Genomic DNA, 14,418 nt, shown 5'->3' with positions numbered 1-14,418 from the left:
CGGTCATTTTATGTTTTGTGCGCTGGATACGATCCCGGTCCGGAACGGGGAGACATCCTTCCGAAACAGTACAAACTGATCACATTCCAGCGCGATGGCTTTTGGCCTGAACGCTACATCTGGTGGCGCGAGGAGGCTTGGAACCGTTTAAAACGTTACGCCTTGGCTGCACAGCAAACAAACGATATATTCGCACCATATCATTCCATTTTGTTATGAACTGGATTCCCCATGCGTCGCTTCCTGCCGTCCCTGACGGCCTTGCAATTCTTTGAAAGTTCGGCCCGTCATCTGTCCTTTACCCGGGCGGCAGAGGAACTTAACGTCACGCAAAGCGCAATCAGCCGCCAGATCAGAACGCTGGAGGAATATCTGGGGCGCGATCTGTTTCGCCGGGTGAAAAAGCGGTTGAAACTGACCGCCGCAGGCGAAGCCTATGCCGCGCAGGTTCGCGATCTTCTGGATCGGGCAGAGGCCGCCACCCTACAGGTCATGGCCTATTCCGATGCGGGCGGGATGTTGAATGTCGGGACTTTGCCGACATTCGGTGCGCGCTGGCTTGTGCCGCGCCTTGGGGATTTCAAGGCAACCTGGCCAGATATCCAGCTTAATCTGATCACCCAGACCCGCGAGTTCAATTTCGACCGCGAAGGCATCGATATCGCCATCCATTTCGGGGACGACAATCTGCCCGGCTGTGTGTTTCACCGCCTGATGGGGGAAACCCTGATTGCGGTCTGTGCACCGAAATTGCTGAAGGAAAATGACGATCTGCCGATTGCGCGCGAAAGGGTGCGCAACTGCACGCTTTTGCAACATTCCACCCGTCCGCGTGCCTGGCAAGACTGGCTGGCCGCAACCGGCGTTGCCGTGGTCGACGAACTTGCCGGACCACGGTTTGAGCATTTCCACATGGTAATCCAGGCTGCCGTTGCCGGGCTTGGCTTGGCCCTGTTGCCGGAATTTCTGGTGCGTGAAGAACTTGAAAGCGGACGTCTGGTCGCCCCCTTTGATGTGTCGATCCCCAATCAGCACGCCTATTACGTTGTTTATCCCAAGGAAAAGGAAAACAACTTTGCGGTCCGGGCATTTCGCGACTGGCTGATTGCGACCTGCAAAACCGAACAGGAAGAGCGTCCCGGCTGATCCCGGCACCTGAAACAGCAAAACCATAATACTATTCTTGAGATCAGAAAATTGATTGCCGATTGAACCACCGATCCCTAAAGTTTGCGCATTCGGGGCCAAAACCCACAAAGGGAAACACCTCGAAACAGAAAAATGCAGTCAACTGCATGTGCGGGAGTATCCCGGCAAACTGGCCGGGGATGGGAAAAGGGAATTCGACCTGTGTCGTTACTTGAAGACCGATTGGACCGGTATGATGTCTTGCCAGAAACCTTTGGCCATCTGCGCAAGGCATCAAAGGACATTCATGACGGATCGGCCAACCGCGCCAAAATCTTTTATGAAATCATCGCCGGGAAATCCGGTCCGGACCAGCCCGCCCTTTCCGACACCGCGCTTCGCGAACTGACGTCAGCCCTGCAAGCCCACTGGCAAAAGCTGTTTGACGGCAAGATTGATGACGATTTTGTCCGTCAGTCGATTGCCATCGGCAAACGGCACGATGAATTTGGCATCACGCCCAAACTTTATATCGCGGCCTATAACGCTGTTACCGACAAGCTGATTGAAACCATCATCACCAAATTCCGCTGGCGGGCCGGTGATGCTGCCAGGGTCGTCACCGCACTGACATCCGTCATGTTGCTTGATATCGAACTGACCCTGACCGCCTATTGCGATGCCAATGCGGAAACCCGCCACAAGGCGTCCGAAAACGCCTTTGCCGATCAGCAGCTTGATCGCACAATGGATTTGTCCGTCGCCATCAATGAAAGTGCGATTTCAAATGCCCGGATGATGAATGTGATTGGCGATGTCGACCGACAGGCCCAGTCCATTTCCGCCGCGGTCGATCAAATGGTATCGGGCATCAGTCACATTGCCGAAAATGGCCGAATTGCTGCCGATAATGCCGAAGATGCAATTAACGTCACCCGCAGCGGACAGGAAACCGTCAATGGTGCGGTCGACAGCATGAACGCCATCGCCCATGCGGTTGCGGATGCATCACGCCGGGTCGATGTTCTGGCCGAGGCATCAGCAAAGATCGGCGAGATTGTCCAATCCATCGAAGCCATTGCGTCTGAAACCAATCTTCTGGCGCTGAATGCCACGATTGAAGCCGCCCGTGCAGGCGAAGCTGGCAAAGGCTTTGCCGTTGTCGCCAACGAGGTCAAGGCGCTTAGTCAGCAAACCGCCCGTGCGACCGAGGAAATCCGCACCCGCATCGCCAATCTTCAGGATGAAACACAGGGCATTGTCGATGCCATGAATTCGGGAACAGAAGCAGTTTCACGCGGACAGGAAGTCATGGGTGAAGTCGCCCGCGACATCGGCGAAATCGGCATCAAAATGGAAGACACCACGCGCCGTATCGCCGATATTTCCAATATCCTTGATGAACAAAACCGGGCAACCGATGCGGTGCGTACCGGCATCACCGGCATTGCCAATCAGACCGGCGGACAAGTTAGTGCCATCAAATCGGCCATTGCCACAGTGGGTGAAGTCGAACAACTGATCGAACAGCAGGTTTCCGAACTGGTTCGTTATGACATCCCAAATCGCACCATCCGAAGTGCCCGGGCCGAACATGCGGTTTATTTCAAGGCAGTGGCCGAAACGCTTGCCGGTCTGTCCAATCCCGGACAAGTCGACATCGGAGCAGCCGATACCTGCCGGTTTGGCAAATGGTACAACAGTGATGCCAGCAAACCGTTCCGCCATCTGCCGGCATTTGAAGCCGTCCGCAGCCCCCATCAGGCCCAGCACAAAGCCGCCCATGCGGCCCTTGATGCCTGCGCACGCAAGGATAGCGCCGCCGCCGAAGCAGCCTTTTCCCAGATGGAAACTGCAACAATCGGTGTTCTGGCAGCCTTAAAGCAACTGGCAGATGAAGCCGCAAAGATGATGGCCAAACCCACCTGATTGCCGCCTTCTACGCCGATCAAACAGCCTGACTGACCAGAACGCTACCCCCATTCGGATCGGGGATGGCGCGGATCGGGCTTTTGAAAACGGTGGAAAGCAGATCAGGGCGCATGACGTCATCCACCGCCCCTTGCGCGACCGTTTCACCACTTTGCAAAATGATCACCCGGTCGGCATAAGCCGTTACCTGATTGAAATCATGCAAGATCATCAGGACGCCGACATTGTTTTGATGCGCTTCACGCCGGGCAACGGCAAGCAACGCATGTTGGTGGGAAACATCAAGACCCGCTGTCGGTTCATCAAGCAGCAAGAACCGTTCCTTGTCCTTCTCAGCCCCGACGGTCGTTGCGCGCCGTTCCCAACCATCCATGCCCCAGACCTGCACAAGCGCACGCGCCAGATGAACACGTTGCTTTTCCCCACCCGAAAGCGCGGGATAGGCCCGATCTGCAAGATGTTCGATATCGGCAAGCTTGATCGCCCGGGCGACCAGTTTCTGATCAAATTGTCTGGTTGAAACCTTGCGAAATGGCGCCCGCCCCAAGGCCACCACATCGCGCACTGCGAACGGAAAGGTCATGGATGCGGCTTGCGGCATAACCGCACGCGATCGCGCCAAATCCAGCGCCGCCATCCCCGAAATATCCTGTCCATTCTGGCGAATTGATCCGGTTGTCGCCCGATATTCACCGGCCAGAACCCGAAGCAGCGTCGATTTCCCCGCCCCGTTGGGACCCAGAACGGCAAGAACTTCGCCCGGCTTCAATGTCAGGGAAATACCCCGCAACAAATACCGGCCCCGCGCCTGAAACCCAACGTCCTGTGCCACCAAGCTCATAGGCGACGCCTTTTCTTTTCACGCATCAACAATCCTAGGAAAAACGGCCCGCCGACAATCCCGGTCACCAAGCCAATTGGCAGCTCGGCCGGAAGCACAATAATCCGCGCCACCGCGTCCGCCCCGGTCAGCATAATCGCCCCGCAAATTGCCGATGCCGGCAAGACATATCGATTGTCCGGGCCGGTCACCAGACGCACCAGATGCGGTGCAACCAGCCCGACAAACCCGATAATGCCTGAAACGGCCACCGCCGCCCCGACCACAAGGGCAACCGCCACTGTGGCCCGACGTTTAAGATGTTCGACCTCGACACCAAGATGACGTGCTTCGGCTTCGCCCAGTAAAAATAGATTAAGCGGCGTGCCAAGTGTCAGAAGATAGGCAATACCCAACGCCATAATGATCATCGCGGGCATATCGGTCGGCCCGTTTCCGGCAAGTACACCCATCTGCCAGAATGTCAGACTGCGCAGCTGGGCATCATCGGCCATATAGGTAAAGACCCCCACACCGGCAAAAGCCATGGCATTGATCGCAACCCCGATCAGCAACATGATGGCGGCATCGGTCTGCCCGTCCTGACGCGATAAAATGCGGATAAAGGCCGTTGCAATGACCGCGCCCGCAAATGCTGCGACCGGCACCCCATAAGGCCCGACTACCACATAGAAACTGCCCAGAATGACATGACCGGCAACAATCATTGCCACCGCCCCCAATGCCGCACTGGCCGAAACCCCGATAATACCGGGATCGGCAATCGGATTGCGAAACAGGCTTTGCATCACTGCCCCGGCAAGACCAAGGCCGCCACCAATCACAATGGCACGAACAATACGCGGCAAGCGCAGCGTATCCAGCACACGGGCATCAAATGTATCAATGCCCGTACCGGAAATGCCGATGCGATGGGCAAGATGTCCGATCACATCCCCCATCGCAATTTGTGCACCGCCGGTCCCAAGCGAGATGACAGTCACCACGACCAGCGCCAGCATCAAAAGAACAAGAACCGCCACCGGCCGGTTCAACACTGGGAACCGCGCACGCAATGTATCGAATTGCGTCACGGCCTTTATTGACCCTGTTCCTGCTGATGCAGGGACTGTGCGACTTCCCGAATTTCCGATGCCGATTGCGGACCAAAGCCAAGGATCGTTGATGCCGACACCGTCAGGACCTTGCCATTGGAAACGGCCTTGTTCAGTCCAAGAACCGGGTCGGTTTTCAAACCATCCAGACCACCGTAATGATCAACGGTCGATTGCGGCACCAAAACATAATCGGATTGATCGGCGGCAATGATTTCCGAAGAAACCGGCTTGAAGCCGTCAAATGTTGCCATCGGGTTATTGCCACCAATCAGATCAATGATCTCCGCCGCCGTTGTATGGCTTCCCGCCGAAAGCGGCTTGCCATGCCCGACCGCCATCAAAAACATGATGCTTGGACGTTCCTGTTCAGCCAGATGACGAAGTCCTTCGATGTCACCCCGAACTTTTTGCGTCAGGGCATCGGCCGCGTCATCACGGCCAAGGGCCGCACCAGCAATCGCGATGGCATCGGGCAGGTTTTTCATCGCATCCAGTGACGGCAAGCGGACAATCGGAATGCCAAGACTGCGCAGCTCTTCGAGAACATTATCAGGACCGGATTTCTCGACCGCGATAATCAGATCGGGCTTCAGGCTGATGATCCCCTCGGATGCCAGTTGGCGCATATAGCCAACTTTTGGCAGGGCTTCGACGCTTTCTGGCCGGGTGCTGGTGGTATCGGTCGCAATGACGCTGTCCCCGGCACCAAGGGCAAAGACAATCTCGGTCGCCGGCGCCCCGACCGTGATCACACGGCCGGGACGATCATTGGCATAGGCAGTTGCACCAAGAACAACAAAACTGAAAATGGCAAATAGCAGGACAAAAAGACCGCGCATCATTTACTCCGCAAGGACATGCTCTTTGGCGTCAAACCGCGGCAGACCTTCTGCCAGTTTTTGCCATTCGGGATTTTCGGCCTCCTTGGGTGCACGTTCACCACAGAAGATCGCAAAGTTGTTAAGCTCCGCGTCATAAAGCTCGACCGTGGTCACCACCCCTTCACGGATCGGTTTGCGGACAATCCATGCCTCGGCGATCATGTCCATACGCAGATGCAGGGTGAAACGCGGATCCATAACATTGATCCATTCGCCCATCTCACGGATGGTTTTGACCGGACCTGTATGGATCTGGATTGCACCGGCATTGCCGACAAACACCATAATCGGCAGACCGCTTTCCGATGCAGATTCCAGCATGGTTTTAAGGGAGTCGTTACTCAGTCGTTCGGCAAACTCGGTACCGACAAGGCGCATGCCCTGCTGACGTCCGACATTGAAATCTTTGAGCAATCCGTGGAACTGATGCACATCGGTCATCTTGCGCCAATGAGCACGAAGATTATCGACATCGACATCTTCATCCTTGCGCGTGACCGATTTCGGCAGCGGCGGCAATGTTTCGATACCCGGTTCCTGATTCTCTGCGCGGAACTCGGCAACCAGCGCGTCATAGCCGGTTTCGTTCGAATTGTCGGTCAGGAAGATTTTGTGGATTGCTTTGCCTTCATGATCGAAGAACTGCACGCTACGGCGGCGACCTGCGCGTGGAGTGTTGGTTTCGACCGCAAAGCCGTGGCCCCAGCGCCCCAAAAACAGGCGCAGGTCCACATCCCCGTTCAGAACAAGGCCCATCTCGCCATTGATGCTGACCTTGCCGAATGTGCCGATTTTTTCATGCACCACACTCGGGTTGCGGGTCAGAATTTTGACCTCGCCAAGTTCTTCAAGCCGTTTGATCAGGTCACCCCAATCCACATCAAGACGCACGACATTCTTGCCAATGCCTGCTGCGACAAGCTCGCCCTCGGTCAGGCCAAGCTCGGCTGCGATATCGACAGCATATCCTTTTGCATCACCGGCAGAAAAAGCCGCCCAGGCTTCTTGCGGTGTTTTGAAATTATTTTCACTCATGGCGTTTTGTACCTCCTGAAAGATCAGACGATGCAGAACCCGCATCGTCTGATCCCGGCGCGTTAGAATTTCATGCTTGCGGAAATTTTGAAGTTGCGACCCGGCTCATAAAGCGCGTTGTCTGCGGTCTGATAATTATGATCGAGGATGTTATCGATCCCGGCATTTACCCGCAGACCCGGCAGGGTTTCGCTGGCATCCCAGCTGGCAAACAGATCAAAGGTCGCATAGCCCGGCACTTCGCTGCCCGATGCGATACGGGTCAAACGATCAACCAGATTGGCACGACCACCAAGCTCGACACCGTAATCTTCAAATCGATATCCGCCCGATACCGAAACCTTGTCGGCCGGAATATCGGAAAGATTTGCGCCGGTTTTGGTATTTTCACCACGCAAACGCGATGCTGCCAATCCGGCAAAGACAATGCCGGTGTCGTAGCTCAGCTCTGCTTCGAAACCTTTGATTTCAGCTTCGGGCACGTTGACACTTTTGGTCTCTGAACTGCCGACGGTCGCGCCCTGCTGTTCGATGTAATCTTCGATTTCGTTTTGGAAATAGGCGACCTTGGCACGGAAGGCATCACCCGCTGTCAGAAGGTTATCGGACTTGAAGTTTGTGCCGAATTCCCATGTTTTGGCCTTTTCAGCTTCCAGATCGGGGTTGGCAACAAAGTTGTTCCCCGGGAAGTGATAGCCACTGGCATACATTTCAGTCATCGCCGGGGCACGGAAAGCCTCGGCATAGCTGACATAGGGCTGCATCCAGGACGTCACCCGATAACTTGCCGAGAAGCGCGGTGAAATTGCGCTGTCTTCACGCGATCGCTGTCCTTCGGCCGACAGGTCGTAGGAGTCAAACCGGACACCTGCGGTCACATCAAGCGCATCGGTAACGGCAAAGGCATTATCGACATAGACGCCATAAATGGTCATTTCCGCGTCAGGGAACAGGTTCGATACTGCAACGCCATTACGACGGCCTTCCTGTGAATCCTGATAGATTTCACCACCAATCGTCACCGCCAGTTCACGTCCCGCCAGATCAAACCGCGACGTGTTGTTGCCATCAAGCCCGATGGTATCAAGTGTGCGTTCGTCATGGCGGCCGTCGCTGACACGTTTTTCGTCAAGATCGGTGCGCATGCCATAGGCACTCACATTGGCATCAATCCAGTCATTGCCGCTGTCGTGATAGCTGTAACCCAGCACAAGTGAGGATTCCTCACTTTCGCGATTTACAAGGTAGTTACTGGTGCTGTTAACGGCCGAACCACTATCCGGGGCGGCCGGGAGCTGATGGTCGTCACTGTAACGCTGTACGGTCAGGGTCAGACGACTTGCATCATTGATATCAATCCCGCCTTTGACCATACCGCTGATGTAATCATCGTCGGTATATTGCTGCTTTATGCCATCACCGGATTCAAAATTGCCGGTACTTTCGCGGGTAACGCTGACCAAAATATCTGTGTTATCCGTCGGACGGCCATAGGCCATACCATTGGTGGTCAGTCCATGATCAACAGATGCATAACCAACCTTGACCCGTGCACCGATTTTCTGCCCCGGATCAAGCAGGTCATTGGCATCCTTGGTGGTTAGCGCAATGACGCCCCCCAGCGCCCCGGTGCCCTGCATGGTCGATGCCGCACCACGATAAACTTCGACCGATTTCAGAACTTCCGGATCAAAGAAGAAACGCCCCTTGTGGCCGACACTCATATTGGCGCGCGCACCGTCTACCCGCACGACCACGCGGTCCCCGGTCAAACCGCGAATGACCGGTTCCTGTACGGTGCTGCGCGGGCCGCCATAGATTTCGACACCGGGCATTCCGCGCAAGATGTCGCTCAGGTCCGAAGCCTGGCGGCGTTCGAGTTCTTCTTCGTCCACAACCGAAATGGATGCCGGCACATCAATCACCGAAGTTTGGCGCTTATCGGCAGTGATGGTGATGGCATCAAGGGCGATGCTGTTTTCGGCGATCAGGACCGGTTGATTGGATGTCGCTGAAACATCTTTCACGTCATTTGAAGATGCATTTGCAGCTTCCTGGGCATAGGCCGCAGTGCCAAGCGCAAATGTGGATACTGTCGCCAAAAGCAGGCGCGCAGAATTGCTGAGAGCCATAATTTTCCCCTGTAAGGCAGCTTTGGTACCGATTTCGGCTGGCTGGCTGGCTTGTGCGGGGCACTGGCGCGCTGGCTGGCAAATCTGGTCAGATTTGATTGTGCGGCGTTTATTTGACGCCTTATTTTGTCAGGATAAGCTTGTTGTTCGACGTCATGCGAAGACGGTATTCGTCGCCCTGATGGATAATGATGACCTCGCGGTCAGATCCCATCAGGTCTTCGACCTGAATATGCTTCGCTTGCGTCGCAACGCTTTGCTTTTCAGTCCTGGCTGCGATGTCAGGCATCGCAAACTCCTCGGTCGTAACACGGAATATATTGATAATGAGTTGCATTCCTATATTTAATTGCGAATGCAAGTCAACTGCGTAATTGTATCAGAACAGGAAAGCAGGCCATCAACAGCCGCTTTATGTGAAAAAGGCCACATTCCCGCAATGGAAACGTGGCCTTCTGCATAAGGATACTGACCTGATGGCGGGTCAGTGCATGCTACCTAGCTGCTGACACCGATCTTTTCCGATGAACCGGCGCGCATCGATGCCACCAGCTGAACCGCGACCACGACAAACAGGAAATAAAGCGCGACCTGCCAGTCGTTCAAAAGATCATGAAGGGCACCAAACAAAACCGGACCAATGGCGGCAAACAGATATCCGACCGATTGCGCCATCCCGGAAAGACGTGCCGAGGTTTGCGGATCCGCCCCGCGCATACCCACCAGTGTCAAGGCGATGCTGATCATGCTGCCCTGCCCCAGACCAAGGCACACAGCCCAAACATAGGGAAACTCGGTGGTGGCAAACACAAAGCCCGGAATGGCAATGATCAGCGGGATATGAAGCACCAACATTGCCAGTTTCTTATTGGCAATTTTTGAATAGATCAGTGGTGCCGCAAAGGCCGCCGGAATGCCAAACACGTTAAAGATCGACAGAAGTGTTGCGGCCTCGGCCTCGGTAATTCCGTGATCAATGAAGACCTTCGCAAGCCAGGCAACCCCTGTGTAAAACATCAGGGACTGACAGCCAAAGAACAGGGCAAGCCACCAGGCCTCGACGTTTTTCCAAAGCGAAATCTTGGCCGTCGTCGCCGGTGCAGGGGCCTTGTGGCGATATCGCAGCATCGGCAACCAGCAAACAAAGGCGACGGCGGCAAACACCGCCCAAACGCCCAGCGACCAGCGCCAATCGCCGTCTGCAGCATTTCGTATCGGAATAGAAATGAATGCCGCAATCGTCGCGCCACTGGACATGGTAAAGGTATAAAGGGCGGTAACAAAGGCCACATGGGTCGGGAAACTGCGCCGCACCAGCGATGGTGTCAGAACATTCATCACGGCAATGGCAGCCCCCAGAATGATGGTGCCGATCACCATGATGTCATAGGCACCACTTGCACGAAGCCCCTGACCAAGGGCGATAAACAGCAACATCGTCATCAGGGTCGCTTCAAGACCGAACTTCTGGCCCAGACGCGGGGCAAAGATCGACAGAACCCCAAAGCTCAGAACCGGCAAAGTGGTCAAAAGACCAAGCTGGGTTCCTGACAAGGACAAATCGGTGCCGATAATCTCGGCCAACGGGCCAAGTCCGACAATACTGCCACGCATATTCGCCGCCAAAAGCAGAATGGCCAGCAAAAACCCGATATGCGCACCAAGGCGATTAAATCCGCGTCCGGCATCATTGGCCGGATCGGTTTGGGGGGCAGTATTATCCGTCATCGGAAAACTCCGTCTGGATCAAACATGATCCGTGTTACGTCGTGATGGTGGCACGATCAGAAAGAAAGGAGGCACTTAACGTATCAAGGCCAGCTCAGGCAATGGCGGTTAAACCCCAAAGAACCCGAAGGGCAACAAGAACAAACAGCACGGCGATGATCCGCTCAATCCATGCGGAATGATCACGCAACCATGGCAAAACCGCCCCATGCGACAGACCAATTGCGACCAGGCAATACCAAGCGGCATCAATCGCGGCGGCCGTAAAGGCCAACAGGAACTTGCCGCTCCATTCAAATTCGGGCGACACAAACTGGCTGAACAAAGCAAGGAAGAACAAGGCAATCTTGGGGTTCAGGAAGGCAATCATAAAGCCGTCACGGGCCGCCTGCCCGAGAGACCCGGCCACCGCACCGCCTGCTTCCACATTGAATTTCGTTCCTGATCCCGCGGCTCGCCATGCCTTGATCGCAAGCCAGATCAGATAAACCGCACCCAGAATGCTAACCGCATTATGAAAGACCGGCACGGTCTGAAACAGAATGCCAAGACCCGTCATTGTGATCACGGCATAAAACCCGATGCCCAAACCATGGGCCAGTGCACAGGCAAACCCCGCCTGCCGGGAATGCCCGACAGAATAACGCAACACAACAGCCAGACTGGGGCCCGGCGTCATAGCGCCGAGTACGCAAATGGTTGCCACAGACAACCAGGCGGCAAAGCTCATGACGTTTCCTTTTGGTGGCGCGGGCTAATGTCCCGCCTTGTTTTGCTGCAAAGCTATCTGCTTGCCAGAACCGTTTCAACGGAAATGAAGTCCCGCTATGATAGCGGCCTGCGCCACCCCGCATTTAAAGATAACTTCCTGCAAGTGATGGTTTTCCAAGATGTTTCTGCTGCTTAAAAACGCCAACCTGTTCGCCCCGACCCCGCTTGGCATCAATGATATCCTGATCTGTGGCGAGAAAATTATCGCCATTGCCCCTGATCTGGTGGTTTCGGTTCCTGCCGAAATCAAAATTATTGATCTTCAGGGCAAGACCACCGTTCCGGGCTTTATTGATGGCCATGCGCATCTGATTGGTGGTGGCGGTGAAGGTGGATTTGCGACCCGCACCCCGGAAGTGGCAATTGGCAACCTGATTGAGGCAGGCATCACATCGATTTGCGGATTGCTTGGCACCGATGCTGCCACCCGCCATATCGCATCGCTTTATGCCAAAACCAAAGCCCTTCGCACCGAGGGCATTTCGGCATGGTTCTTTACAGGGGGCTACCGCGTTCCATCCCCGACCCTGACGGGCAATATCGGCGACGATGTAACGTTTCTTGATGCCTGTATCGGCCTTAAGACCGCCATTTCCGACCATCGCAGCAGCCAAAGCACGGTTGACGAACTTGCCCGCATCGCGTCCCAGTCGCGCATTGGTGGCATGACATCGGGCAAGGTCGGGTCGGTTGTTGTTCATCTTGGCGACGGCGACGGACATTTTGATCCGCTGATTGGCGTGATTGAAAACACCGAAATTCCGATTGGCCAGTTTATCCCGACCCATGTGAACCGCAAACGCGCCCTGCTTGATGCAGCCAAAGACTGGGCAAAACGCGGCGGCAATATCGATTTCACCACCGGCATTGATGCCGAAGACACCCCCGCCGGGTCGGTTAAAACATCAACCGGCATTGCCGAATGCCTGGCCGATGGTGTGCCGCTTGATCGCATTTCCATGACATCGGACGGCAATGGATCGCTTCCCGATTTTGATACCAAGGGCAATATGATCGGTTTGACCGTAGCCGGTTTTGACACCGTTCCCCGTGAATTTGCCGATCTTGTCGAACGCGAAAAGCTTGATATCGCCACTGCCTTGGCCCCGATCACGGTCAATCCGGCAAGAATGCTGGGACTTGGTGGTTTTAAGGGCAAACTTAAAGCCGGATATGATGCCGATATCGTTGTTCTTGACGATGTACTAACCCCTGAAACGGTCATTGCACGGGGAAAACCGGCAATGATTGGTAAGGAACGTCTGATCAAAGGCACATTTGAGGCATAAAAACCGACTTTTCAGCACCATAGACGCATTAAAGGCACCAAACCGGCTCTGGAACGAGGGATTTGGTGCCTTTTTATGGTCACAACTGCCCGAATTAATCCTAAATACGGCCCCACCTCTCTCGTAATTTGCCGTCAGACTTTCCGAAGACGCAGGCAGAAGAACGACCTGTGCCAAAATAATGGAAAGGACACGAGAGATGCGACAGACAGCCATAATCCTGGCCGTTGCAAGCGCATTAGGGCTTTCAGCTTGTAGCGGATTGAACGACCGTAATCAGAAAATGCTGAGCGGTGCTGCAATCGGCACCGGTGTTGGTGTCGTTGGCACCGTCATTACCGGTGGATGCGTTACCTGTGGCGCCGTGATTGGTGGTGCCATTGGCACAGGTGCCGGTTACATCATGCACGAAAACGAGCAGGCAAGAAAATGATGCGCAAATTGATCCTGTTTGCCGCAGCACTCAGTCTTGCGGCCCCAATCGGCATTGCCACACCGGCCAAAGCCGATCCACCGCCCTGGGCCCCGGCCCATGGATACCGCGCAAAGCAGCATGATCGCCATGGCGACAAGCACAGGTACAAAAAACAGTACCGCAATGACATGTTCGTCTCCAATGGCAGCTTTCTGCAATGTAACCGCGACATGATCGGCGCATTGGTTGGTGCCGGGTCAGGCGCGGCCCTGGGCTCTACCATTGGCAAAGGCGACGGCCGTACGGCTGCAATCATCGGTGGTGCCATTCTTGGGATGCTGGGCGGCTACAATATCGGTCAGAGCCTTGATCAAAGTGATCGGGCCTGCACCGGATATACGTTGCAAAACGTACCGGATGGACGTTCTGTGCGCTGGCTTAATCCCGATTCGGGCACCAGCTACAACGTTGTCCCGACACGTAGCTGGGAAAATGCCAACGGCACCTATTGCCGCGAATATAGTGCAACCGCAGATATTGGCGGAAAACAGGCGGAAACCTATGGCACGGCCTGCCGCCAACCTGACGGTTCATGGAAAATCGTCTCCTAGTCGGGACAAGCTTCACATTTGATCTTGCGGGAAATAGCCCCGTCCAAAAGCCCGGCATTGCCGGGCTTTTTCATGCGGGATTTCGACCTAAGTCCTTCCTTAATTACAGCCGAAATCAATAACTTAATTGCGCCTAATATACCCTATTCGTAATTTGATTTACGTTAACGTCACTTTGTATTACAGTCAGACAACAATCATAAAAAAATAACTTCTGAATGAGGGAGGCGTTCGTGGATGAAATCCTCGAAACCGTAAAACAAAAGCTGCCGCAGCTGCGCGGTCTTAATGCCATTGTCGCCTTTGATTGCGGCGATGACGGACATATCGTTGTTGATGCAACCGGTGACGAACCGGTCATCAGTGATGACGATCTTTCGGATGCGGATTGCGTTCTTAAGATCAAGAAAGCCAACCTCGAAAAACTGATCGCCGGAAAACTTGACCCGATGCTTGCCTTCACTTTGGGCAAACTGAAGATCAAGGGATCCATGGGAATTGCGGCAAAACTGTCCTCCATGCTGGACTGACAGTGCTGAAACGATCTGTTTTACGGGG

The 14,418-nt window shown here is 54.7% G+C and carries 15 protein-coding genes; 7 read left to right on the top strand and 8 right to left on the bottom strand.

Going from position 1 to position 14,418, the window contains the following annotated elements; all coding sequences use genetic code 11:
- Window positions 1-231 precede the first annotated feature (231 nt).
- On the top strand, window positions 232-1,146 hold the full coding sequence (gene gcvA, locus TH19_RS17910) for a transcriptional regulator GcvA (protein WP_114103733.1): 915 nt from the start codon (window positions 232-234) through the stop codon (window positions 1,144-1,146).
- A gap of 204 nt (window positions 1,147-1,350) precedes the next feature.
- Window positions 1,351-3,057, top strand: a complete 1,707-nt coding sequence (locus tag TH19_RS17905; RefSeq protein ID WP_181846469.1) for a methyl-accepting chemotaxis protein — start codon at window positions 1,351-1,353, stop codon at window positions 3,055-3,057.
- A gap of 19 nt (window positions 3,058-3,076) precedes the next feature.
- Here TH19_RS17905 and TH19_RS17900 read toward each other — a convergent pair whose 3' ends face one another.
- The 8 genes from TH19_RS17900 to TH19_RS17865 all read right to left on the bottom strand — a co-directional run bounded on the left by TH19_RS17900 (window position 3,077) and on the right by TH19_RS17865 (window position 11,504).
- The gene (locus tag TH19_RS17900; RefSeq protein WP_114103731.1) at window positions 3,077-3,901 is read right to left on the bottom strand and encodes a heme ABC transporter ATP-binding protein; all 825 of its coding nucleotides are present in this window, start codon (window positions 3,899-3,901) and stop codon (window positions 3,077-3,079) included.
- Complete coding sequence (locus TH19_RS17895) at window positions 3,898-4,974, bottom strand: FecCD family ABC transporter permease (protein ID WP_258548029.1); 1,077 nt, start codon at window positions 4,972-4,974, stop codon at window positions 3,898-3,900. Before TH19_RS17895 ends, TH19_RS17900 begins: the two co-directional genes overlap by 4 nt.
- A 5-nt stretch (window positions 4,975-4,979) precedes the next feature.
- Window positions 4,980-5,837, bottom strand: coding sequence for a heme/hemin ABC transporter substrate-binding protein (locus TH19_RS17890; RefSeq protein WP_181846468.1), 858 nt, complete (start codon window positions 5,835-5,837; stop codon window positions 4,980-4,982).
- A 3-nt stretch (window positions 5,838-5,840) separates the two neighbouring features.
- The gene (locus TH19_RS17885; RefSeq protein WP_114103794.1) at window positions 5,841-6,914 is read right to left on the bottom strand and encodes a hemin-degrading factor; all 1,074 of its coding nucleotides are present in this window, start codon (window positions 6,912-6,914) and stop codon (window positions 5,841-5,843) included.
- Window positions 6,915-6,976: 62 nt separating this feature from the next.
- Window positions 6,977-9,046: a TonB-dependent hemoglobin/transferrin/lactoferrin family receptor gene (locus TH19_RS17880; RefSeq protein WP_114103729.1), complete on the bottom strand. Its 2,070-nt coding sequence runs from the start codon at window positions 9,044-9,046 to the stop codon at window positions 6,977-6,979.
- A gap of 121 nt (window positions 9,047-9,167) precedes the next feature.
- Window positions 9,168-9,335 carry a hemin uptake protein HemP gene (gene hemP / locus TH19_RS17875; protein WP_114103793.1) on the bottom strand — a complete coding sequence of 56 codons (168 nt, stop codon included), beginning with the start codon at window positions 9,333-9,335 and terminating at the stop codon, window positions 9,168-9,170.
- 209 nt (window positions 9,336-9,544) lie between these two features.
- Window positions 9,545-10,774, bottom strand: a complete 1,230-nt coding sequence (locus TH19_RS17870) for a CynX/NimT family MFS transporter (RefSeq protein WP_114103728.1) — start codon at window positions 10,772-10,774, stop codon at window positions 9,545-9,547.
- A gap of 94 nt (window positions 10,775-10,868) precedes the next feature.
- A complete protein-coding gene (locus TH19_RS17865; RefSeq protein WP_114103727.1) occupies window positions 10,869-11,504 on the bottom strand; it encodes a LysE family translocator in 636 nt (211 codons plus the stop codon).
- A gap of 27 nt (window positions 11,505-11,531) precedes the next feature.
- Between TH19_RS17865 and TH19_RS22805 the strand changes: the two genes are divergently transcribed.
- From TH19_RS22805 to TH19_RS17845, 5 genes are all read left to right on the top strand, one after another.
- Complete coding sequence (locus TH19_RS22805) at window positions 11,532-11,681, top strand: hypothetical protein (RefSeq protein ID WP_181846467.1); 150 nt, start codon at window positions 11,532-11,534, stop codon at window positions 11,679-11,681.
- Window positions 11,665-12,834 carry a beta-aspartyl-peptidase gene (gene iadA / locus TH19_RS17860; RefSeq protein ID WP_114103726.1) on the top strand — a complete coding sequence of 390 codons (1,170 nt, stop codon included), beginning with the start codon at window positions 11,665-11,667 and terminating at the stop codon, window positions 12,832-12,834. Before TH19_RS22805 ends, iadA begins: the two co-directional genes overlap by 17 nt.
- 199 nt (window positions 12,835-13,033) lie before the next feature.
- The gene (locus TH19_RS17855; protein ID WP_114103725.1) at window positions 13,034-13,267 is read left to right on the top strand and encodes a hypothetical protein; all 234 of its coding nucleotides are present in this window, start codon (window positions 13,034-13,036) and stop codon (window positions 13,265-13,267) included.
- Window positions 13,264-13,860: an RT0821/Lpp0805 family surface protein gene (locus TH19_RS17850; RefSeq protein ID WP_114103724.1), complete on the top strand. Its 597-nt coding sequence runs from the start codon at window positions 13,264-13,266 to the stop codon at window positions 13,858-13,860. The genes TH19_RS17855 and TH19_RS17850 overlap by 4 nt, the downstream gene beginning before the upstream one ends.
- 233 nt (window positions 13,861-14,093) lie before the next feature.
- On the top strand, window positions 14,094-14,390 hold the full coding sequence (locus tag TH19_RS17845; protein ID WP_114103723.1) for an SCP2 sterol-binding domain-containing protein: 297 nt from the start codon (window positions 14,094-14,096) through the stop codon (window positions 14,388-14,390).
- The last annotated feature ends 28 nt before the right edge of the window (window positions 14,391-14,418 follow it).

It is taken from the genome of Thalassospira profundimaris, assembly GCF_003326675.1.
GTDB lineage: Bacteria > Pseudomonadota > Alphaproteobacteria > Rhodospirillales > Thalassospiraceae > Thalassospira > Thalassospira aquimaris.
The sequence above is the reverse complement of the archived record's forward strand: the minus strand, read 5'-3'. Positions and strand labels throughout refer to the sequence as shown.